The sequence below is a fragment of the Roseiconus nitratireducens genome (genome assembly GCF_008629675.1).
Taxonomy (GTDB): domain Bacteria; phylum Planctomycetota; class Planctomycetia; order Pirellulales; family Pirellulaceae; genus Stieleria; species Stieleria nitratireducens.
Genome location: NZ_VWOX01000005.1, coordinates 269,108 through 291,805, shown reverse-complemented (window position 1 = coordinate 291,805; position 22,698 = coordinate 269,108). Strand labels below are relative to the sequence as shown.

The 22,698-nt window shown below is 60.7% G+C and carries 19 protein-coding genes; 9 read left to right on the top strand and 10 right to left on the bottom strand.

Annotation, left to right across the window (positions count from 1 at the left end):
* Positions 1-162: 162 nt before the first annotated feature.
* Both FYK55_RS11260 and FYK55_RS11255 read right to left on the bottom strand, forming a co-directional pair.
* Positions 163-612, bottom strand: a complete 450-nt coding sequence (locus tag FYK55_RS11260; protein ID WP_150076502.1) for a response regulator — start codon at positions 610-612, stop codon at positions 163-165.
* A gap of 51 nt (positions 613-663) precedes the next feature.
* Positions 664-1,926, bottom strand: coding sequence for a serine hydroxymethyltransferase (locus FYK55_RS11255; RefSeq protein WP_150076501.1), 1,263 nt, complete (start codon positions 1,924-1,926; stop codon positions 664-666).
* Positions 1,927-2,539: 613 nt separating this feature from the next.
* On the opposite strand from FYK55_RS11255, the gene FYK55_RS11250 reads away from it, so the two are divergent.
* On the top strand, positions 2,540-5,542 hold the full coding sequence (locus FYK55_RS11250) for a zinc-dependent metalloprotease (protein ID WP_150076500.1): 3,003 nt from the start codon (positions 2,540-2,542) through the stop codon (positions 5,540-5,542).
* A gap of 347 nt (positions 5,543-5,889) precedes the next feature.
* Here FYK55_RS11250 and FYK55_RS11245 read toward each other — a convergent pair whose 3' ends face one another.
* Positions 5,890-6,753 carry a glycosyltransferase gene (locus FYK55_RS11245; RefSeq protein WP_150076499.1) on the bottom strand — a complete coding sequence of 288 codons (864 nt, stop codon included), beginning with the start codon at positions 6,751-6,753 and terminating at the stop codon, positions 5,890-5,892.
* Positions 6,754-7,012: 259 nt separating this feature from the next.
* On the opposite strand from FYK55_RS11245, the gene FYK55_RS11240 reads away from it, so the two are divergent.
* Positions 7,013-8,728 (top strand): alpha/beta hydrolase, encoded by a 1,716-nt coding sequence (locus tag FYK55_RS11240; RefSeq protein WP_161604439.1) that lies wholly within the window; start codon positions 7,013-7,015, stop codon positions 8,726-8,728.
* A 225-nt stretch (positions 8,729-8,953) separates the two neighbouring features.
* On the opposite strand, the gene FYK55_RS11235 is transcribed toward FYK55_RS11240, so the two are convergent.
* On the bottom strand, positions 8,954-9,160 hold the full coding sequence (locus tag FYK55_RS11235) for a hypothetical protein (protein WP_150076497.1): 207 nt from the start codon (positions 9,158-9,160) through the stop codon (positions 8,954-8,956).
* On the opposite strand from FYK55_RS11235, the gene FYK55_RS11230 reads away from it, so the two are divergent.
* The 3 genes from FYK55_RS11230 (at position 9,159) to FYK55_RS11220 (ending at position 10,831) form a co-directional block, all read left to right on the top strand.
* A complete protein-coding gene (locus FYK55_RS11230; RefSeq protein ID WP_150076496.1) occupies positions 9,159-9,533 on the top strand; it encodes a hypothetical protein in 375 nt (124 codons plus the stop codon). The two genes, FYK55_RS11235 and FYK55_RS11230, sit on opposite strands and share 2 nt — an antisense overlap.
* 316 nt (positions 9,534-9,849) lie before the next feature.
* Positions 9,850-10,332, top strand: a complete 483-nt coding sequence (locus tag FYK55_RS11225; protein WP_150076495.1) for a CBS domain-containing protein — start codon at positions 9,850-9,852, stop codon at positions 10,330-10,332.
* A 112-nt stretch (positions 10,333-10,444) separates the two neighbouring features.
* Positions 10,445-10,831 carry a DUF4404 family protein gene (locus tag FYK55_RS11220; protein ID WP_235908612.1) on the top strand — a complete coding sequence of 129 codons (387 nt, stop codon included), beginning with the start codon at positions 10,445-10,447 and terminating at the stop codon, positions 10,829-10,831.
* A gap of 159 nt (positions 10,832-10,990) precedes the next feature.
* Here the strand turns inward: FYK55_RS11220 and FYK55_RS11215 are convergent, their stop codons facing one another.
* A complete protein-coding gene (locus tag FYK55_RS11215) occupies positions 10,991-11,950 on the bottom strand; it encodes a universal stress protein (RefSeq protein WP_161604438.1) in 960 nt (319 codons plus the stop codon).
* A 298-nt stretch (positions 11,951-12,248) separates the two neighbouring features.
* Here FYK55_RS11215 and FYK55_RS11210 point away from each other — a divergent pair, with 298 nt between their 5' ends.
* Both FYK55_RS11210 and FYK55_RS11205 read left to right on the top strand, forming a co-directional pair.
* Complete coding sequence (locus FYK55_RS11210) at positions 12,249-12,830, top strand: hypothetical protein (protein ID WP_150076493.1); 582 nt, start codon at positions 12,249-12,251, stop codon at positions 12,828-12,830.
* A gap of 136 nt (positions 12,831-12,966) precedes the next feature.
* Positions 12,967-13,389 (top strand): hypothetical protein, encoded by a 423-nt coding sequence (locus FYK55_RS11205; RefSeq protein WP_150076492.1) that lies wholly within the window; start codon positions 12,967-12,969, stop codon positions 13,387-13,389.
* 50 nt (positions 13,390-13,439) lie between these two features.
* On the opposite strand, the gene FYK55_RS11200 is transcribed toward FYK55_RS11205, so the two are convergent.
* The 3 genes from FYK55_RS11200 to FYK55_RS11190 form a co-directional block, all read right to left on the bottom strand.
* Positions 13,440-13,922 (bottom strand): hemerythrin domain-containing protein, encoded by a 483-nt coding sequence (locus FYK55_RS11200; protein WP_161604437.1) that lies wholly within the window; start codon positions 13,920-13,922, stop codon positions 13,440-13,442.
* Positions 13,923-14,423: 501 nt separating this feature from the next.
* Positions 14,424-15,557, bottom strand: coding sequence for a two-component system sensor histidine kinase NtrB (locus FYK55_RS11195; RefSeq protein WP_150076490.1), 1,134 nt, complete (start codon positions 15,555-15,557; stop codon positions 14,424-14,426).
* Positions 15,558-15,605: 48 nt separating this feature from the next.
* Entirely contained in the window at positions 15,606-17,084 is a 1,479-nt protein-coding gene (locus FYK55_RS11190; protein WP_150076489.1) for an ATP-binding protein, read from the bottom strand.
* 536 nt (positions 17,085-17,620) lie between these two features.
* Here FYK55_RS11190 and FYK55_RS11185 point away from each other — a divergent pair.
* Positions 17,621-19,060 (top strand): sigma-54-dependent transcriptional regulator, encoded by a 1,440-nt coding sequence (locus FYK55_RS11185; RefSeq protein WP_150076488.1) that lies wholly within the window; start codon positions 17,621-17,623, stop codon positions 19,058-19,060.
* Between the two features lie 82 nt (positions 19,061-19,142).
* Here the strand turns inward: FYK55_RS11185 and FYK55_RS11180 are convergent, their stop codons facing one another.
* Positions 19,143-19,526 carry a group I truncated hemoglobin gene (locus tag FYK55_RS11180; RefSeq protein ID WP_150076487.1) on the bottom strand — a complete coding sequence of 128 codons (384 nt, stop codon included), beginning with the start codon at positions 19,524-19,526 and terminating at the stop codon, positions 19,143-19,145.
* Between the two features lie 357 nt (positions 19,527-19,883).
* Between FYK55_RS11180 and FYK55_RS11175 the strand changes: the two genes are divergently transcribed.
* Positions 19,884-20,819, top strand: coding sequence for a universal stress protein (locus FYK55_RS11175; RefSeq protein WP_150076486.1), 936 nt, complete (start codon positions 19,884-19,886; stop codon positions 20,817-20,819).
* Between the two features lie 143 nt (positions 20,820-20,962).
* Here FYK55_RS11175 and FYK55_RS11170 read toward each other — a convergent pair whose 3' ends face one another.
* The gene (locus FYK55_RS11170) at positions 20,963-22,609 is read right to left on the bottom strand and encodes a putative transporter (RefSeq protein ID WP_150076485.1); all 1,647 of its coding nucleotides are present in this window, start codon (positions 22,607-22,609) and stop codon (positions 20,963-20,965) included.
* Between the last annotated feature and the right edge of the window lie 89 nt (positions 22,610-22,698).

The following is a 22,698-nucleotide window of genomic DNA, read 5'->3' as shown; positions in this document are numbered from 1 at the left end:
AGCGTGGACGATGCGGGCTTGCCGCCGTCTGACGACGGCAGCTACGGCGCGTCGGAAGTTCCGCTTAGCTCGGCAGCGTCAGGTAGCCACGCTCGCCAGAGCGTGGGCGATGCAGATTTGCCGCCGTCTGGCGACCGCAGCTACGGCGCGTCGGAAGTTCAGCTAAGCGCGTTGGCTGTCGTCCATCGCCTGGATGTATTGTTGCAGCCGCTGCAATTCGTCTTCGATGCCTTGCAACCGCAGCATGTTCTCGACCCGCTTGAGCAACTCCACCTTCTTGATCGGCTTGCTCAAGAAATCGTCCGTCCCCGCGGCAACGGCACGTTCGATGTCACCGAGCTCGTTGAGGGCGGTGACCATCAGGACCATCGCCCGCGAGCTTTGCGGGTTTTCCTTGATCTGCTTGCAGACCTCGAAGCCGCTCAGTTTCGGCATCATCACGTCCAGCAGGACCAGGTCCGGTTGGAAGCTGCCGACCTTGTCCAGCGTGTCCTGGCCGTCGACCGAGGTTTCGATTTCGCAATCGACATCCACCAAATAAGCTTCCAGCAATTCGCGATTGGCCACGTTGTCGTCGGCAATCAGGATGCGATGGGGAGAACGGTCGGTCATGCGATCAAGAATCGGAGGGTGAGAGATGGCCGAAAGGCAGCGGGAATCGCATTATGCGATCGTGGCGAACGATTCCCGGTCAGCGGGGACCGGGAAGCTTTCACACATTTCGCGGATTTCATTTCGGATTCGACCGTGCAACGTCTCGTCTTCCGGGTTGGACAGGGCGCTGTGGATCCAACTTCCGATGCGTTGCATTTCCGCCGCGCCCATCCCACGCGTGGTCAGCGCCGGGGTTCCGATGCGGATTCCGGAGGGATCCATCGGCTTTCGCTGGTCGAACGGGATCATGTTCATGTTGACGGTGATGCCGCAGGTATCCAACACGCTTTCGGCGACTTTCCCGCCCAATCCGACGGCGGTCACATCGACCAGCATCAGGTGGTTGTCGGTACCGCCGCTGACCAGCGGCAGACCGGCTGCGGACAGCGATTCGGCAAGTGCTTTTGCATTGTCAACGACCGATTGGGCGTACGTGCGGTAGTCCTCGGTCAGGGCTTCCCCGAAACAGACGGCCTTGCCGGCGATCACGTGCATCAGCGGGCCGCCTTGCGTGCCGGGGAACACGTTGCGATTGATCAGCTTGGCGTGTTCTTCCTTGCACAGGATCATGCCGCCACGGGGACCACGCAGCGTCTTGTGGGTCGTGGTGGTGACGTAGTCGGCGTAGGGAACCGGGCTGTTGTGGATCTTCGCCGCGACCAGGCCCGCGTAGTGGGCCATGTCGACCATCAGTTTGGCACCCACTTCCTCCGCGATTTCCGCGAACTTGTCGTGTGGAATTTCCCGCGGGTAGGCGCTCGCACCGGCCACGATCAACTTCGGCTTGTGCTCGCGAGCCAGCGAGGCGATCTGGTCGAAATCCAGCCGGTGGGTGTCCCGCGTGACACCGTAAGAGTGGAAGTCGTACAGCTGGCCGCTGATGTTCAGCTTCATTCCGTGCGTCAGGTGCCCCCCCTGGGCGAGGTCCAGTCCCAGCACCTTGTCGCCGGGTTTCAGGCAGGACAGGTAGACCGCGGTGTTGGCCTGGGACCCGCTGTGGGGTTGAACGTTCGCGATTTCCGCACCGAACAATTCCTTCGCTCGATCGATAGCAAGAGTCTCGACCACGTCGACATACTCGCAACCGCCGTAGTAGCGGCGCCCGGGGTATCCCTCGGCGTACTTGTTGGTCAGGACGCTTCCGGCAGCCTGCATGACTGCGTAGCTCGTGTAGTTTTCGCTGGCAATCATCTCCAAGCCATCGCGTTGGCGGCGGGCTTCGTCTTGGATGGCATCCCAGACTTGGGGGTCTTGTTGTTGCAGCGGATTCATAGGGGCTCTGCGGTCGGAGGAACGGGCTCGGTGGTCCGGAATCGTGGCTGTCGAGAGGATTCGTCGAACGCGAACAAGTGCAAATCAGAGGAACAGCGTGTTCCCGATTCAGTCCCGATTGTTGATGGCAGAGGAAACCCCGTCAATGCGCGACAAACTGGCTGACACCGGTTCTGGGGGGATTGGCCCGCGACGGCCCGCCTTGGCGGACGACCGGCAGCGTCGGCGGGGTCTTGCCGCTGTGGGGCCTGCTCCCGCGATGGCGGCTGCCCCCGACCGGATGCCGGAGCGAATCCCCGGCCGGATCCAGAATCGGACGCATCGGAATCTTCACAAATCACCAGTCGTCGGGGTACAATCAACCAATGCGATTAGGCAGGATTTAATGATTGGTCGAACCGACATCGGTCGCGGCACGACGGCCGGCGCACCGATTGATGATCGCTTCCGGGATCCGGGCTTGCTTCCGGCTGCCGGAGCTCACATTGCCGGAAAATTCGCTTCCGGACGCTGAGGACGCGTCCGGCTTCGCCCTCCAAAGCGTGGCCTCTCTGCCCAAAGCGTGACCTACGCTTCTACCGACCCATTCTTCATCCGTTTCGAGTGTCTTGGAATGAAATACGCACTAGCTGGTTTCGCGTTTGTTGTCGGCTTGCTTGCGAGCGCCCCGGCGGTCCGGGCCGACGATCTGCCCCCTTTCGACAAAGTGTCCGAGTCGTATGAGGAGGTGCCGGTTTCGGACCAGCAGAACCGCAAGGGGTTCTTCAACGTCTGGCAGCGGAGCAAGGACGCGCAACTGATTGGCGAACTGCCCAAGAATTTTGAGCAGAAGAGTTACTTCATCGCGCTGACGCTCAGCAGCGGCGATCGCTACGCCGGGTTGCAGTCCGGTGAACTGGTCGTCAAGTGGCGGCGTTACGACGACCGGTTGGCGCTGATCGTGCCGAACCTTTCCATTCGTGCAACCGGAGACGCCGAATCCAAGGCGTCGGTCAAACGGTTGTTCACCGATCAAGTGCTTGTCGACATTCCGATCCTGGCGATGGGGCCGCATGGCGGACCGGTCATCGATTTGGATGCGCTGCTGATCGGCAACGCCAGCAGTTTCTTCGGCCGCTCGGTACGGATCTCCAATTCGCGAATCAGCAAGATCGAATCGATCAAGGTGTTTCCGACCAACGTCGAAGTTGCCTTGGAAATTGTCGGCACCGGCGGACGCTTCCAGACGTTGCACTACTCGTTCAGCGAAGTGCCCAGCCCCAGCAGCGGCTTCAAGCCCCGCGAGGCTGACCAACGCGTTGGCTATTTCACCACCGCCTTCTCGGATCTGAGCAAGTACACCGACGACGAAACACGCGTCCGCTACGTCAACCGCTGGAACCTGCAAAAACGCGATCCGAAACTGAAACTCAGCCCGCCCAAGGAACCGATCCGGTTCTTTGTCGAGCACACCGCTCCGGTCCGTTACCGCCGGTTCATCAAGGCCGGGATCGACTACTGGAACAAAGCGTTCGAGAAAGTCGGTCTGGTCGATGCAATCGTGATCGAATACCAGGACGCCGAGAGCGGCGCGCACATGGAAAAGGATCCGGAAGATGTCCGGTACAATTTCATCCGCTGGTTGAACAATGACGTCGGGACCGCGATCGGCCCCAGTCGTGTGCATCCGATGACCGGTGAAATCTTGGACGCGGACATCATTTTGACCGACGGCTGGATCCGCCACTTCAACTTCAACTACGACGACCTGATGCCGAAGTTGGCGATGGAGGGCGTCAGCCCCGAAACGCTGGCGTTTCTGAGCCAGCATCCTCGTTGGGATCCTCGGTTGCGGATGACCTCGCCCTCGCGTGGCTACGAGATCCGCGAATCGATCGCCCGCTCCGCTCGTCAGCCCTACGCCGGATACTCCTTGGCGTCGACCGATCCGTCGCTGTTGGGCGACGAAGAGTACGACGGACTGTTGGGACATCTGAGCCAAAAGAACGGGATGTGCATGGCCGCCGACGCTCGCAGTTTGGATCTGGCGCTGGCTCGCATGGACTGGGCCCTGGCGCTGATGGATGACAAACCCGAACAGGCGAAGAAAGAAGCCGCCAAGAAGGGCGACAAACAGGACGACGAAGAAGCGTCGAAAGACGGGGAAGCGAAGTCCGATTCCGAACAGGATGCGCCGGCTGCGGATGACGCGAAGGAGGAACCCAAGGACGAAGCCGACTCGGACAAGGATGACGAAGATTCTGACGACGAAGACGACGCCTCGAAGAGCACCGCCGACATGCTCGACGGCATGCCCGATTGGTTTGTCGGTCCGTTGTTGGCCGACCTGGTGGCTCACGAAGTCGGTCACACGCTCGGACTGCGGCACAACTTCAAGGGGTCCGCGCTGTACTCGTTGGACAAGATCAACAGCGAGGAACTGAAAGGGGAAAAGACCTTTACCGCCTCGGTGATGGACTACAACCCGATCAACTTCCGTTTCGAAAGCGGTGACGTCCAGGGCGACTACGCGATGATCGACATCGGCCCCTACGATTACTGGGCGATCGAGTACGGCTACACGCTGGACGACAAAAAGCTGCCCGAAATCTTGAAACGCTGTGTCGAACCCGAGTTGCAGTTTGCGACCGATGAGGACACCAGCGGGCCGGATCCGCTGGCACGCCGCTACGACTTTTCTGCTGATCCGCTGGATTACGCGAAAGAGCAAATGAAGCTGGTCGATCTGTACCGCGGTCGCATCCTGGAAAAGTTCGTCAAGGACGGAGATACCTGGGCCAAGGCTCGACGCGGTTATGAACTGACGCTGTCGCTGCAAACTCGCGCGGCCAACATGATGGCCAACTGGGTCGGCGGCGCGTTCGTCAATCGCGACAAGAAAGGGGATCCGGAAGATCGTGCCCCGGTCGAAGTCGTTCCGGCCCAACAGCAGCGCGACGCATTGCAATTCGTGATCGACCAAACGTTCTATGACAAGGCGTATGGTCTGACCCCCGAGTTGCTTTCACGCATGACCAATGAGCAGTGGTTGGACGGCGGGTCCAGCTTCGGCGTTTCCGGCGAAGCAACCTGGCCCATCCACGACCGCGTGTTGGGTCTGCAGGCGTCCGCTCTGACCTGGTTGATGAATCCGACGACGCTGCGACGTGTCTACGACAACGAATTGCGGTTGCCCGCGGACGAAGACACTTTGACCCTGCCGGAACTGCTGCAAACGGTCAGCGATGCCGCCTGGGGCGAACTGGAAAATGAATGTCCCGATGGTCGCAACAATCGTCAGCCGATGATCAGCTCCCTGCGTCGCAACCTGCAACGCGAGCACATGCAGCGGCTGATCGACTTGATCTTGGAGAACAATGAACAGACCGCGGCATTCCGGCCGATCAGCGATTTGGCTCGAATGCACCTGCGTGATCTGTCCGACAAGATCAGTGATCGATTGAAGACCTGTGCCGGGAAAATGGATGCTTACTCGCGTTCACACCTGATCGAAACGCGTGAGCGGATCGAGCAAGCTTTGAAAGCCGGGTACACCTACAACGGCCAACAGGCTGGTTCGCCGGTGATGTTGATTCTGGGCGAAACGACCGGTGAGCAACCGGCATCAGGCAAGTAACCCGCTGAGCACCACGGGCGTGATTGCCCGTCCAATCTTCGAACGCCGAAGGCGGCCCGCTGCGGGCCCTTCGGCGTTTTTTTTCTGTCACACGTGTCCGGCGGCGTTCAGAGTGCGAAAAAGACGTGCTTTTTTGAAAACCACCCTCCCTCCGGGAGGGTCAAAGGCGAGGCACGAGCCTTTGGGGAGGGTGACTTGAAGAGACAGCTGAAATCAGCGCCGGACGTACCCTCCCCGCGTCGTCGCGGGGCTCCTCCGCGACCCTCCCGGAGGGAGGGTGAAGCAAAGCTACACGACCTCTTTGCGAGAGGGTGAAGTGAAGCTCCGGCTGGCAGCGAAGGGTTCCATCAACCGGCCATCGATCGGATTTCATCCAGCCCTTGTTCGGCGCGGGTGATGCCCTGGCGCCGGACTTGTTGTCGGATGGCGCGATTGCGTTGCCAGTCTTCGTCGGTGACGTAGCCGCGGTCGTGGTCCAGGTGAAAACAGATCGCTCGGTGGCGGATCTGCACGCCCGCGATGCCCGCGTTTTCCAAACGCTCTCCCAATTCCCGGTCCAGACCGCCATAGCGCATCTGGTGATTGAAGCCGTTCGCTTCAATCACATCCTGACGCCAGGCCGACGCGTTGTGTCCATTGAACGTGGGTCGGGTCGTGGTGGCTAAATCAAACAGCCTGGCCAACGACGGCTTCCGCTCCGTCCAAATCCACTTGGCCGGTACTTGCACGTTGTGCTGTTGCAGCCAGGAGGCCCGCGTGAATTCGTCGGCCGCAACCGTGTCGGCCAGAATCTGATTGGTCACGTCGCGCGGCAGCCGAAACGTGCCGCCCGACAGAAAACGTCCGGGCAGGGCCAGACGCAAATGCGCGGCGACAAAATCATGTCGGGGGACGCAATCGCCGTCGGTGAAGATCAGGTAGTCGCCCGTTGCCGCATCGATCGCACGATTCAAGATGCGCGTCTTTCCGAAACCCTGGTGGGGTTGCCAGACGTATCGGATCGAAATCCCGGACGCTGCGGTTTCCTGCGCGAACGCATCTATCACTTCCCGCGTCTCGTCGGTCTGCCCGTCTTCACCCACCACCACTTGGAATTCACGGTGCGTCTGTCTTGCGAATCCCTTCAGGACCTGTCGCAGGTAATGAGGCGAACGGTACGTCGTCATGATGACGGACGTTCGCGGGCTGCTGGGAAGTCGCTGCGAATCCATGCGTCGACACCTTGATCATTGGAGGACGGAAGGCGGTACCGGCGTCCGGCCGGGTCACGGGGCCAGGTCGCCCGGATGGCAAGTAGACTCGAAGACCCGAGCGAAGGTAAAGGTCGATTCGAGAGTGCCATCGACCTGTCCGCATTCCGCTTGGTAAAGGTCGGCTGAATCGTCACGCTTCCAGACCAGCCAGGCAGGTACGGTCATGCCCTTCCCGAGTCGACTCATAGTTTCCACCAAATCCTCGAGGGCCTGCTTTTTGTTGCTAGCATCGGTCGCTTTGGCCGGATGCGGCGGTGAGCGGTCGGAATCGGCCGCCGATCGGACGGCGCGACGTTCGGAAACCGGTTCGCCGACCGAGTCGGATTTCACCTCTGTTCCGCCCGGCTCGGTGCAGAGCCCCGTCGACGACGCGGTCTCTGGGACGGGAGCGGCGGTCCCGATGGCCGCCGAGGTTGCGAGGGAGGAACGCGTGACGGTCGATGCCTCCATGGCAACCCGACGCGTGCCGCTTGATCGGGAGGTCGCGACAGGCGACCGGCGCCGGGGGCCCACCGCGGCTATGCGGAGCGAGCGAGTGGAAACGTTCAATGCCTTACCGGCGGACCAGACACCGATGGCCGCAGCGCCCATGGCCATTGAAGAACCGAGTGCCTCGAGCGCCCAGAGCGAGTCGTTGGAACGGACGGATGCGATCGATGGAGGTCCGCTGGCAAGTTTGCCGGCCGGTTCTGTTCGAAATGACGAGTCTGAATATGCGACGGTGCGTGTCTTTTACGCGACGGATCGACAGCGCGATTCGCTTTCTTTGGCCGACTACGACCTGGTCGGTAATCGCGACGCGGTCGTATTGCTGGGCAGCTTTGCCCTTCTGTTCACCACGTTTGCCCTGATGTGTCTGGTCCGTTCACGAGCTCAATCGGGATTGATCTGGGGAGCGCTCGGCGGGGCGTCTGCCTTGGGCGTTGTCGCTGTGCTGGCATCTGGACGGGCGGTGATCGAAAAGCGGGGCGTGACTTACAACGCCCAACGTGGCGAGTTGGTCCGGGGTGTTTGTGACGTGACGGTGCCATACGCCCACCGGCGTGGCGTGGTGGAGCGACCGAGTGTGCTGCGGTTGGAGTTTCGTGAAGACCAGCGCGAGCACATCGTGATGACTTCTGCGGTCGAACTGTCGGTCGATGATTTTCGCGACCAGCTTGCCAGCACCGTCTCGGGAGCGCCGGAACAGGACGTCTTGGTGTTCGTCCACGGATACAACGTGGACTTTCAATCCGCTGTGCGGAGGACCGCCCAATTAGCCGTCGACTTGCCGTTTCAGGGTGCCGCGGTTTGCTACAGTTGGCCCAGCCAGGGGACACTGTTGGGCTACACCGTCGACGAGACCAACGCCGCCTGGACGCAAACCCACCTGAAACAGTTCTTGCGAGAGTTGGTTCAAAAAAGCGGCGCGCGCCGAATCAATGTGATTGCGCACAGCATGGGCAACCGGCCGACCACCCAAGCTTTGGTGGAACTCGGCCGCGAAGCCGCCGCTGGCCAGCCGGTTCCGTTTGACCACGTCGTGCTGGCCGCGCCCGACATCGATGCGGACCGCTTTCGCCGGGATCTCGCCCCCGAATTGGTCACGGTTGCCGACCATGTGACCCTGTACGCGTCGTCCAGCGACCAGGCTTTGATCGCATCCAAACAGGTTCACGGGCACCCGCGTGCTGGTGAAAGCGGCGAGCACATTGTCGTCACGCCGGGAATCGAGACGGTCGATGTCAGCGGGATCGACCTCAGCCTGCTCGGCCACAGCTACTATGGCGATAGCGCGTCCATCCTGCAGGACCTGTACGAACTGGTCCGCGCCGGATTGGCGGCGCCGCAGCGTCGGCTGCTGACCGAACGACCGTATGGTCAATTGAGCTATTGGCAATTGGTCAGCCAGCAGCGTTTGTCCAGCGAGCCGGCCGGCGGAAGCACCCGCTAGGCTTTGTCTGAAACGAGTAGCGACGCTCGCCAGGGCGTGGCTTCCCGCCGCGACCGCGACGGCCGCCACTTTCAATCAAAACACGGCGATTTGCAGTGCAATGGTCGGCGTAGCGCTAGCCGCCGGTTGAGGCGAGAAGACCCGCGGCAAACGCCACGCGGCTCATCCAAAGTGGCGCTGTCCAGGTCGTGCCGCGCGGCGATCACGCAAGGTAACGCTGTCCAGTCACGCTCGGTCGGGATCGTCGGCTGCCGAGCCGCTTTGAGTGGGGCGGCGGTTGGAAGCCAGCGATCCTACCGACCCGTCAGCCATCGCTGCTTCGGGCATCGTGTCGGTGGCATTCAGGCCCCGGTTGAGGGCGGCCACGAGGACTTGTTGACGAAGCCCGTGGACGGTTTCAATGCAAATGTGGCTTGGGAACGTAATGATCATGGAACGTTTCGACGAATCGAGTGACGAAGGCAAAGACATTCACGGCAAGACGTGGCTGACGCGAGCGTCGACCGCGGAACTGCAAGCGTTATGCCGCCGAAACGATCCTGGCGGCACTCCGAAAAAAATTGAGGTTCCGCACCAATCTCTGATGACGATTGTGTCGTCTGTAAGGGCCCCCTGGTACCAAACTTCTTCTGGCCATGGCAACGGATTTTCGGAAAAACCACTGGTCTTGTTGGCCTCCGCCGCGATCAGCCGCGGGCGGCTCACCGACGTGCTGGAATTGCAAGTTTTCTTGAATCCTGATGCCGTGGCGCCACCGCCACGCACGCGAATTTGGCACGGTGCCTGTGATCTGCTCGTTCGCTGAGCGTTTGACGAAGCCGCCCACTACCGGCGAGCACTCTGTGCCGGAACGCACGTCGAATCCACAGCCGCGCGCGGTCTTGTCGCAGGATTCCAGTGCGTCGGGCATTCGGAGGGTTGGTACAGCATGTGCCTTTGCAAGCGAATGAGGTCGCCACCGGAAAGGAGCGGGCGTTCTGGCGTGCCACCTTGCTGCATCCCGAGCCTGCGTCGCGGAAAATCGTATGGACGGCGTTGCCGAAAACGGTTGACCCGGCACCCGAGCCTCGGATGGGCTTTCCTCACTGAGTACGGACCACTGAGCTACGGATTGAATTGCCATGATGACCGAACACGACATTTACAAACGCTCCATCAAAAACATCATGAATCGGGACGTCGTGACCGTCGGAGCCGGGGACACGATTCACGAAGCCCTCACTGCGATGGGGGAGAACCGCGTTTCGACCCTTCCGGTGGTCGACAGCAAGAACCATTGCATCGGGATTCTTTCGACCGCCGATCTGATCGACATGACGCGCGACGTCGATGACGACATCTACCAGTTGGATCTGGTGGATCCGTCCAGTCGGCGGTTCCTGATGGACAAACTGATGCACAGCATGGGGAGTGAATCGGTTCAATCATTCATGAGCGAGACGGTTGCGACGGTCACGCCGGAGACGTCGATCGCGGAGGCGACTCGCAAGATGGTTCGAAACCAGGTGCACCATTTGCCAGTGGTCGATGATCAGGGCGTGTTGGTCGGAATCCTGTCGACGATGGACGTGCTGGCGGAGTTCGCCGATTCGGCACCGCGCTAAAGCGAAGCACGTCGCTGTAGCAAAGCACTTTGCCAAGGCGAAGCACGTCGCTGTCGAGCAACGCAGTGCACCCGTTGTCGGCCCGTCGCCCGCTTGCCCTGCAGTCGGCGGTGTGGCATTTTGGTCGCTGTTCCACGCCGATCGCTCCGATGCGTTCGGCCCCAAGCGGAGGGCGCCGCCGGTCGATCGCCGGTTGGATGTCCTGACGCTGCACGCAACCATTGTTTTGGCGGACCCCCTGATGCGCGAACGATTGGAAGATACCATTGAACAGCTCCGCCGGCAGTTGGAGTCGGCCGAGACGATTGATCCGGTCGAAATGGCGGAGTTGCGCAAAGCGTTGGACGAAATCTCTTCCACGTTGGACAGCCAAGAGGTCAATTCGGCATCGTTGGCCGAACGTCTGCGCGAGCAATCGCAATCGTTCCAGGAATCTCACCCGGTATTCACCCAAACCGTCGGACGCCTTGCCGACATGTTGGCTCAGATGGGGATCTGACCACGGCCGGCACGGAGAGCATGCGTGTTCGCTGGGCAGCGGCCTTGTGCGGGCGGGCTACTGAGGGTAGCCACGCTCGCCAGAGCGTGGTGGCTGAAACAGCCCGGCCAACGTCTTGGCGACGGCAGCGACCTCCACGGCATGATTTCTGGCGTCCAGCTATTGGCGACCTCGCGAGATCCAGACGCTGCAGTGGGAGTGTCGCATCAGGTAGCGGGTGGTGCTACCGAGCATGGGGCGACCCTGCGTGATCGCGGCGACCTTCTCGGAGTCTTGCGGTTGTTTGAAATCCGATTGAGCTGCTTCCAATCGATGGCCGGAGTCGCCGACCACGACCAGGTCCACCTGCTCCCGATCGGCTTCGCTGACAATTGCTTCACCGGCATGCCGCGCCTGCAGAACCTGCGTGGTGGTGTTGGGGGCGGTTCCCGCGATTCGGGTTGCGAGCCGTTCAGCGGCGCAGCGCACGTGTTGCAATTCTTTTGATTCTCCGTCGGCGGGATCCTCCGATTCCGATTCCTCGAAGGGAAAGGGCCACTCGGCAACGCTGACCACGTTGAACTCGATCGGGTCCGGCCATCGGTATTTCAACACCTCGTCAACGGATTCGCGTGAGCCTTTGGATTGGTCGTAGGCCACCATGATGCGCCGCATCGGTCGTGTCGTCGCGTTGTCCTGCTGTGGTTCCTCGCGACGACGCACGATGACGACGGAGCAATCAGCGTAGGTTGCCAAGCTCTCCGAGGTGCTTCCCAGCAGCACCCGGCGAATCATGGAGTGTCCTCGGGCTCCGACGACGATCAGGTCCGCCTGCGTTTCATCAATTTCGTCCAGCAGCGAGTCCACGATCGGGCCGTGCCGCCGAGACATGCTGACGTTGGAACAGACCCCCGAGAGCACCGTCATCAGTTCGCCGTGCAAGCGGTCGACGCGTTTGTTCTCCTTGGACGCCCACTCGGACATCCAGTGCTGCGAAACGGAATCGCTGAATCCCGGATGGGGCTCCGAGACGGTCACGACGTGGATGTCCAACTCGTTGACGGCAGCCAGTTCTGCGACGAATCGAGCCGCCTCCATCGAATCCTGGGAGCCGTCGCTGGGGAGAAGGACTTTCATCATGGATTGGCGTCTCGTGCAAGTGGAACTCATGCGCCGGCCAATCGGGCCGACGCGACGTCGGGGGTGCACGGCTCATGCCGCCGCATTCAGGCGCTGCGCGACTGACCGCTGATACATACGGGCACATTCCTACCGTGCGGAAAAGCGCAGGTGGGCCGCTTTGAGCCGAATTGATTGTAGCGGCGTGGCGGGATGCGGATGGAAACGCGACGGCATCGCGTTTGCATACCCAGGCCAGGACGTCCCGTCCCGACCGCTGCACCTCGGGTCCGGTTTTCTACTTGTGAGGAACGCAAACGTGACTGACCATGACGCCTTCCGCAAACGCGGACAAGCTCTCGAAAACGAGTATTTCCAAAGAGTCGACGAAGCGCTGCTGAAGAACCTTCGTGAAGCGAGTGAGCGCGAGGAGCAGGTGGAAGCCTTGACCAAGGCGGCGGGTTTGCATGACCAGGAGTTAGCGTCGGAGCTGTTGGAAATGGGAATCGATGCGGGGAACTTCGCGGCGTTCGCATTGACGCCCTTGGTGTTCGTCGCGTGGGCCGATGGCAACGTTTCCAACAGCGAGCGTCAGGCGGTGATCAGTTCTGCGCTGCGTCGTGGTGTGAATTCCGATCCTTTGGCGTTCAAATTGCTCGAACAATGGATGCAGGTGCGGCCGTCGCGAGAACTGTGGACGCTGTGGCAAAAGTACGCCCGCGATCTCCACCAATCGCTACCGCCGACGACCGCGGACAAGCTATCGCGTCGGTTGATTGCCCAAGCCGAAGAGGTGGCGAAGGCGTCCGGAGGCGTGTTGGGAATCGGCAAAGTGTGCGCTGCCGAACAACGGCTGTTGGACGAGATCGCGTTGGTGCTGCCGGAGCGGAGCCTTTCCTGAATGTGCCGGTCGTCCACGCTCTGGCGAGTGTGGCTGCGCGAAATCGGTTGCCCGACCACAAATCATTGTTGAGATCGCCGGCCAAAGGTCGGTCGGCAGATTCGCTTATCCACCGTTCAATCAATGAGATTCTTCCATGAATGCTTTTCGCTGGTTCGTGTTGTTGGCCGTGGTGTCGACTGGCGCGATGGTTTCCGCCCAAGACCCCATCGATGGTGTCGTGATCCGGGAAAATGTCGTGCCGCTGATGCACCGCAAACTTGACCGGGCGAAGGACATTCTGGAAGGGTTGACGTTGGAGCAGTACGAGAAAATCGCCAGCAACGCCCGATCGTTGCGGCTGCTGAGCATGGAGAGCGATTGGAACGTGGTGCAGACGCAAGAGTACCAAAAGCAAAGCAACGACTTTCGTCGCGCGTGTGACTCCATCGAAAAGGCTGCCGAGGCAAAAGACGCGAGCCGCGCCGCACTCGCCTACGTCACGTTGACCGTACGATGCATCGAATGCCACCGATACATGCGGGACAACAAGATCGATCTGACCAGCTATCGGAAATAGCCCACGGCCTTCCGCTGCTGCCGATGTCAGTTTTCAGCGGACGTCAGTTTTCATTCGCGAGGCGAAAGAACCGCCTCGCATTCCTTGGGCATCAAGATCTGCATGCTTTCCGATTCTTGGGTGGCGTGTTGCTCGAGGACGTCAAAGAATAGATCGACTTCATGCATCGCCGCGGTCCACGAGGCGAACGGAGGATCGGTCTCTTTCAGTCGGCTGATCAAGTCGTCGACTCGACGCAGCAGCAATCGGTGGTCGTTTGCCGACCGACGTCGAATCGCCATCACCTCCGGCGATGCGGACGGATACCGTCGGGCCAAATTGCCGACCATCGAGTCCTCTTTGTGAAAGTGCGCGACCAGATGGTCGCGAAGCACTCGCAGACGCGAGGCGGTTTCGCCAAACCGGGGGCGTCCAAATTGATTGACCTCGCGCATCCAGTCGCGGACGACGCTGACCTTCTGCTCCAACGCGTGATTCTCAATGTGCCAATCTCTGAAGATCTGGCAAAGTGCGGCGTCGACGGTGGCAGACATACAAACCCTCGTGCAATCGGGTGCCGAACGGACTGTCTGGGAGTTCATTCTTCCGCAATCCGCGCGCCAAAGCAAGAATCTGCACCAAAATGAAGGCTGGGATCGCTTCGGCTCGTCCAAGGGAAGCCGTGGCCGATGCGCAGGATCTGATGGCATTCGGGCCGGTGTTTGCGGCCTGATTCGAGCGGCCTGCTGAGCGGAAAAGGCGTGACGCCGGCCGCGTGAGCCGCCGCCTCCGACTCGCCGATCGCAACAAGCGTGTCGAATGGTCCCGCGCCGACGTGCCACGTCCGGGCGCCCGCGCGAACGCAAGGTTTCGCCGAAGCTGCAAAAGTGGACTGATGCGCAGATCGTTGCCCGCTGGCGAAGGCACGATGGGGCATTAAAAGTCGTCAGTCAGGGCCTCGTTGCGGTGCAATGAGCGGCAAGCGTTGGCCGCCGGTTGAGGCGAGAAAACCGACAGCTAGCGCCACGCGGCTGAACCAAAATGTCACTGTCCCGCTAGCGGCGGCCGGTTGGCAATTGGATGCGGAATTCTGTGCCCTGGTTGACTTGGCTGTCGACCTCCAGCGCCCCGCCGTTCTTTGCCAGGATGGACTTGGAGATCGACAGTCCCAAGCCCATTCCTCGGGTTTTGGTGGAGTACAACGGTTCCAGGATTTTGCCCAGGTGCTCGGCGGAGATCCCGGTGCCGGTATCACAAACCTGAAGTTGCAAGAACGGCCCGGCCGGTACTGCTCGGAAAGTCAGTGATCCACCGTCGGGCATCGCTTCGATCGCGTTGCGGACAAGATTATTCAGCACGATCTGGATTTGGTTGGGATCGGCGAAGATCCGCGGGGCATCCTCGGGGACGTCGTTGCAGACGTGGATTGCGGGATCGACGCGGACGCTCCGCAAAGCGTCACAGATCAGCCGGCGCAGGTCGCAGAATTCCGTCTTGGGATCGGGCAGTCGCGCGACGTCCGTCAAAGCGGTGACGACGTTGTCAATGATCAAGACTTGATGTTCGATTCGACGCAAGTGTTCCCGGATCTTCTCTTGGGTTGGTGAAGGCACATTGCGCAAGTAGTAGGCCGATGTCCTCAGTGCGTTCAGCGGGTTACGAATCTCGTGGGCAATTCCGCCGGAGACTTCCCCGAGGGTCGCCATCTTTTCCGCCCGCACCAAATCGGCCTGGGCTTCGCGTAACTGCTCGGTTCGCTCACGGACCCGTTGTTCCAAGTCTTCGTTGAGTTCTCGCAGTTCCCACTCGGCACGTTTCAGATCGGTGATGTCGCGGACGATTCCGGCGAATCGAATCAATCCTTCGGTTTGCACTTTGCTGACGGCTAAGTGCATCGGAAAGGTCGAACCGTCTTTGCGCCGACCGACGACTTCGCGACCGATGCCGATGATCTTGGCGATTCCGGTTTGCCGATAGTTCTCCAGGTACTGATCATGCTCCTGGGAGTACGGCGGAGGCATCAGCATGCTGACGTTTTGTCCGATCACTTCCTCGGGCGAAAACCCGAACAGTCGTTCGGTCGCCGGATTGACCTGCAACACCACGCCCTGCTCGCTGATCACGATGATCGCGTCGACCGCCGACTCCATGATCGCTGCGAGCAACGCCTGCTGTTGTTTTCTTTCCATGCTACAAGCGTTCTCCGTTCGGCTTGTTCCCGTTGGTGATCCGTCGAATTAGCGTTCGTAACATTGGTCGCGGAGTTCCGTCGGCAAATGGATCACGAACTTGGCGCCGCTGTGCTGATCGGATGCTTCGGCAACCATGATGTTGCCTCGGTGGGCATGGATGACTCGCTGCGTGATGGACATTCCCAGGCCGGTTCCGCCGCTCTTGGTGGTGTAGAACGGCTCGAAGATTTGGTTCCGCTGTTCCGGCGTCAGCCCGGGGCCGTTGTCGGCGACCGTGACTTCGATCATCGAAACACCCTCGATTTCCATGGGGCCAGCCAGTTCGACCTGAATTTGGACCGGATCGTCGCAGGCGGCCAGCGAATTTTCGAACAGGTTGCGGAAGACCTGCTCCAAACGGACCACATCCCCTTGGATGACGCTGGACTCGGCGGACGACGTGACCTCCAGTTGAGCCTGCCGCTCCTGGCGAACGGATTCCAAGTGACGCCAGGAACACTCAGCGATCTCGTGCAATTCTGCCTCTTCCAGGTGCAGTCGGATTGGTGCGGCGAACAACCGGACCTCTTCCATCAGGGCGTTCAGGTCGTGCGCCGCACGCTGTACCGAGTCCAGGTCCCGACGGGTCTCCATCCGGTCGGGCAGGTCCAGTGACAGCAGTTCCAATCCGGCCTGGATCCTCTGCAGGGCGTTGCGGCTTTCGTGTGCCAAGGCCGTCATGGTCTGGCCGATGGCGGCCAGACGTTGGGCTTGGGCGGCCCTCCGCTGCGCGGCCAGGTAGCCCGTCACGTCGACTCCGACGGCCAGCACGGCGGTGGGTTCATGTTCATCGTTTCGTAGCACGGTATTGGACCAGCGTATCTGACGTTCGGTGCCGTTCTTGCAACGGACCGCGTTGATGACCCCCGTGGTGTGGTTGCCTCGCGCGGTGGCCACAAACACGTCGCGAATCCGATCGCGGTCGCTGGCCGGTATGCAAGATTCGAACCAATCTCTCCCAGAAAGTTCCGAGAGTTCCCAACCGGTGATCCGCTCGAAGAACGGATTGAAACGCACAATGTGCCCCTGCAGGTCCAGCACCAGGATCACGGCTTCGGCCGTCTGCAGCACCTGTTCGGCGAATTCCTGTTCTTGCTGCAGGTGGGATTCGGTCTGCCGCTGGCGGATAATCCGCCGCAGGCTGTTGCGAAGAGCTTCCGGGTTGATCGGTTTGAGAATGTAGTCCGAAGCACCGCGGCGAAACGCGGCGATCGTGCTGTCCATGTCGGCGTAGCCGGTCACCACGATCACCATCGCCGCGGGGAGCTGCCGCTTGAGATCCGGGAGCAGCTCCTCGGCGGTGCCGTCCGGCAAATTCCGGTCCAGAATGACGATACAAAAGCGTCGGCTTTCAGTCACTTGCCGGGCTTCGCCGGCCGATGCCACGACCGTGATTCGGTGCCCGTCAAGTTCCAAGATGTCGCAAAGATTGGCCCGGGTGTCGGGATCGTCTTCGACGAGCAAGATGTCCAACTCGTCCTTCATCGGCGGGGTCCGGATAACGTGACGGAACGTGCGCGCTCACGCGAATCGGCAGGTCCACCGTCGGTCCGGACCGACGGGCCAACGACTGATTCACGGAAAAAAACAAAGATAACAACTGACGCGACGACCGTCTGCCCAGCATCCCGTCTCACACGCGTGTCTCGCCGCCCGAACATCTGATACTCCGCGGTACCGAGGGACACGCGTCAAGTGTGCATTTTCGGCGCGCGTGTGCGATAATGCCCATGCGTGGGGCCGATCGGACGGCTGCTGCCTTCGCGGCGGCGTCGTGATCCGGTGGTGCCCGGGATCGCCGTCGGTTGCGTGTGGGCGACGAATCGGGGGGCGGGAGGCGTCCGCCCGCGGCAATCGGTTGCCCGCAAGCCCGCTTGCGGCACCGCTGTCCGCTTGCGACGACGCAAAGGGAACGAGGTTTGCAAAATTCTCCCAGCGTCATTGCTTGGGATTCAGCTACCGCGACGAGATCGGACCACGAACCCGGCGTCACTTCAAATCACCATTCACGGTTCATCCGCATGTCTCAACCGCCCATCAAACTACTTTTGGTCGAGGACGAAAACGATTTTCGCAACACCTGTGCGCGGTGGATGGAGCGCAAAGGGCACGAGGTCACGGCGGTTGCCGGTGGTGCCGAAGCGTTGGAGGTGTGTCGCAACCAGAGCTTCGACGTGGCGGTGTTTGACATCAACATGCCGGGCATGTCGGGGATGGAACTGCTGCAACGCGTCCAGCAAGAAAAACTGGAAATGGAGATCATCATCCTGACTGGGCAGGGGACGATCGAATCGGCGGTCACCGCGATGCAGATGGGCGCTTGCGACTACCTGACCAAGCCCTGCTCGCTGGGCGACTTGGAACACCACTGCATCTTGGCTCGCGACCGGGGGCAACTGCGCCGCGAAAACCAGCAGCTCAAGGCGATCATTTCTCGCAGCCGCCCGGCCGTCGAGTTGATCGGCAGTTCTCCGTCGATGACGCAGGTGGTCAAGATGATCCACAAGGTGGCACCGACGGACAAACCCGTTTTGATTCAAGGTGAGAGTGGGACCGGCAAGGAGGTGGCCGCGCGGGCGATTCAGCAGTGCAGTCTGTTGGCCGATCGTCCGTTCGTCACGATCAACTGCGCCGCATTGCCGGAGCAGTTGGTCGAAAGCGAGTTGTTCGGCCATCAGAAGGGATCTTTCACCGGCGCCACGTCCGACAAGCCGGGGTTGTTTGAAATCGCTGACGGCGGCACGTTGTTCATTGACGAAATCGGCGAGTTGCCGTTGTCGTTGCAGCCCAAGCTGCTGCGGGTGTTGGAAGACGGGTCGATGCGGCGGATCGGGTCGCATAAGGAACGCTTCGTGAACGTTCGGATCATCGCGGCGACCAATCGCCAGTTGGCCCGGGAGGTCGAAGCGGGAAACTTCCGCGAAGATCTCTTTTATCGGATCAACGTGCTGTCGCTGGAGTTGCCGCCGCTGCGTGAACGGGAAGGGGACGTCGATCGTCTGATCGATCATTTTTTGCCGGTGCCCTGGCACGTCGAACCGCAGGTGCGGGAGGCTTTGAATCGCTATCCCTGGCCTGGAAACGTCCGCCAGTTGATCAATGTCATTCAGAGGGCGACCATTCTGGCCGACGGCAACGACGTGACGTTGGACGACCTACCGTCGGAAATCGCGGACTACGCCGAGGGTTCGACGGGGACGACTGCTGCGGTCCCGGTTGCCAATGTCGACGCGGGAGACAGCACCGCGGCCGCGCCGTCGTGTGAGACCGTGCCGTCCTCCTTGAAACTTGACGACGTCGCCAAGTCGCACGTGCTGCACGTCTTGGAAATGCAAAAAGGCAACAAGGCCAAGGCGGCACGCGTGCTGGGCATCCACCGCCGAAAACTCTACCGGCTCCTGGATCGCTTTCAGCAAAACGCGTGCGAGAATCAAGAGGCGTCAGTCGGCGCGGCAGAATAAGTCGGCATGGCAGTCTTTGGTCCCGGTCGGTGATGCGTCCGCAGATCGCCGCGGCATTCCGTTCTCTGCCGTCGACGCTTTTTCAGCCGTCGACGTTGGCGTCGCCGGTGATTTTGTCCTTGTACATCGCCAGCCGGCCCAATGCGTCATCCACATCGCGACTGCTGATTCCGCGGTCCTCCAGCACGTCGGCAAAATGTCCGCAAAAACGAGCGAAGTGCCATCCGGTGATGCCGCGGCCGGCGTGGATTCTGGTCAATTCCGCACCGGTGTATTCGGCGGGGCCATCAAACGCCGACGCCAGGAAGTGGAACTGCATTTGGCGCACGCGTTCCATCGATGATTCGGCAAAGAAATGATTCAACTCAGGATCATCCAAGACGCGGCGGTACATTTCATCGACGATCTCTTTGATCGCCGCGGTGCCGCCGAGCCGATCGAACAACGGGTTGGTTTCTTCGGTCATGTTCCAGCTCGGAGAGTGTTCACGCGATTGCCATCTGAATTGTATGGCAAAGATTGGCGGAAACGAAGCAGGGCCCGAGCTGGAGGGCATCGCTTGCCAGGCGTCTTTCTTGGCAGGCGGATTGATTGTCCGATGGCAGAAGCTGCCTTGGCCGCCTCGCTTCCGAAGTCGACGACCGATATTCTTGGGGCACCCCGGATACCCCATGACCGGACGCCATGATCGGACGCCGCGACCGGTTGCGCCCGGCGACGGGCCAAGCGCGAGATTGGCTCTTCGATCGAGCGGTCACGCTGGCGTGTGTGCCGCTTGTCTTGTTTTCCCCCCTCTCCCGGTTCCCATTCCTCAGGTTTCGCCATGCAATGCTTCAACAACATCCTGGTGTATGTCGGGACGGAAGACCCACGTAATGCACTCAAGCGGGCTTTCGCGCTGGCCAAGGATAGCGACGCGCGCGTGACGTTGATGGACGTCATCAAGCCGCTTCCGCGTGCGGTCGGAATGCTGACCAAGATCGCCAGTGCCGAAGAGCTGGGCGGATTGCTGGTCAAGGAGCGTGAGGAAAAACTGCGACAGACGGCGGAGCAATACGCCGATCAAACGGTCAAGTGCGATGTGATCGTTGCGGTCGGCGACCCCGCCCGAAAGATCGTCTCCAGAGTTTTGCAGGCGGATCACGACCTGGTGTTGAAATCCGCGGACGGTTCGGCGGGTTCCGGACGTTCGTTCAGCAGTGTGGCCCGGTCGCTGCTTCGAATCTGTCCCTGCCCGGTTTGGATTCTGAAACCAGAAATTCACGACGGATTTGATCAGGTCCTTGCGGCAATCGATGTGGACGCCGAAGACGCCACGCACCGCCAGTTGAACGATCGGATTCTGGAATTGGCAAAAGCGGTGTCGGAGCGCGACAAGGCGACGTTGCACATCGTTTGCGCGTGGGAACTGTGGATGGAGCACGCGTTGCGCCGCAGGGCCGGTGACGCGGAGGTCGATCAAGCGGTGCAACAGCACGAGGCGGTCGTGCGGCGCGACTTGGACAAACTGCTGGCGCCGCTGCAGGCCGACGGCGATTCGGTCCAGATCCACCTGCACCGCGGCCTGGCTTCGCAGGTCATCCGCGGGGTCGCCGAACAAGTGCAGGCGGACTTGCTGGTGATGGGAACCGTGTGCCGCACCGGCGTCGCCGGGTTCTTGATCGGAAACACCGCCGAAAACCTGCTGGGCGATGTCACCTGTTCGGTGCTGGCGATCAAGCCCGAGGGTTTTGTGTCGCCTGTCGCCGATTCAGGCTGAGAATGCTCGCTAGGGGCGGATTCGATCTGAGCGACCCTCTCCCGAGGGCGGCAATCCCGCCGATCCGACGCTCGGGTGAACGTGGCTGCCTCAAAGCAGCGCTGGCCAACAAAGGGAATTCGATAGCGAAGGGAATTGCACAGCTAAGAGAACAGGAACACGATGGCCTGCGCGGCGATGATCCGCAGGATCATGGTCAGCGGGTACACCGCGGCGTAGGAAGTTGCGGGGGCTTGGGACTCGGCGAGGGAATTGGCGAACGCCAAGGCCGGCGGGTCGGTCATGCTGCCCGCGATCACTCCGCAGATCGTCAAATAGTTTTGTTTCCAGACCAACCTCGCGAGTGCCGCGGTCGTCAGCAACGGCACCATCGTGACGACCAGCCCGGCGATCATCCATTTCAAGCCGTCCAGGCTGGTCACGGCCGCAAAATAGGTGCTGCCGGCACCCAACCCGGCACAGGCCAGGAACAGGATGATGCCCAATTCGCGGAGGGCCAGATTGGCGGAGTACGGGATGTACCAGACGAACTTCCCGATGTTTCCCACCAGGCTCAGCACGATCGCGGCGATCAGCGGCCCGCCGGCCAGCCCCAATTTGATCGGGAACGGAACTCCGGGGATGGAGAAAGGGATTTCGCCCAACAACACGCCGGCAGCGATTCCCAGGAACAGCGGTGAAAAGGGGGTCTCTTTGAGCGACTTGCCCGAGTTTCCCAGGAACGCGGTGGCGCGATCCAAAGAGTTCCTATCGCCAACGATGTGGGCGACATCGCCGTAGTGGAACTTGCTTGACCCGCTGGCAGTCATCTCCAGCCCCGCACGATAGATGCGGGTGACCGATGTGTTGAAGTACTTGTCCAGAGAGAGTTCACGTAGCGTGTGATTCAACACCCGCGGATCGGTGACAAACACACGCCGGAACTCAGCGTCGCCGGACGTGGTCATCAGGTCCCAATCGCTTTTGCGGCCGATCAGGGGGGCGAACCGTCGCAGTCCGCTTTGTGGACCCACAATTTGAATCACGTCCCCGCTGTGAATCAGCGTTTCTTCGGTCGCCGCGTGAACGTCTTGTTCCCCGGAGCGTTTGATGCGTGAAATCCGCACGGCGGTTTCTTCGATGCCCGGAATCTGACCAAAGACGCTGCCGTCCAAGTTGGCGTTGTCCACCTGCACCGACATCCGTTCGATCTTTTCATGGTGGTTGACCTCGCTGGCGCGCAGCGACTCGGCTTCCTGCTGAACGTTGACTGCAAACAGTCGGCGAATCAGCAACATCGACACGATGATCCCGACAATTGCCCCGGGGTAGGCGACCGCATAGGCCGATGCCAGGTTCTCCAGCGGTCCGACCCGTTCGCTGCCAAGCGCCGTGGCGGTTTGCTCGGCGGCTCCCAGCGAGGGTGTGTTGGTGGTCGCGCCGCTGAATAGCCCGGCGGCGGTGACCGCCGGTAGATCCAGCAGATACAGAAAGCCGATGACCAACAGCAGGCCCTGCAGCACGATCAGCAGCGCCAGCCCGTTCAGCAGCAGGCCCTGTTGCTTCCACAATTGGACGATCCCGGGGCCCAACTGCAAGCCGATCGTGAAGACGAACAGGATCAGGCCAAATTCTTTGGCGAAATGAGCAATCTCGGGATCAATGGATGCGCCGAAATGACCGAACAGGATCCCGGCGAACAGCACACCGGCGGGGCCCAGTCCGATCCCGCGAACGCGGACACTTCCCAACAGCAGTCCCGTCAACGCAACCAGCGCGATGACCAATATCGCAAGCGTGATGGGAGGCAATCAACTCTCCTGCTGATGGATTCTTTCCGTGATCAGATTCTTTTTCTTTCCGTGGTCATACGCCGCGGTCGCGTGCACACCGATCGGAG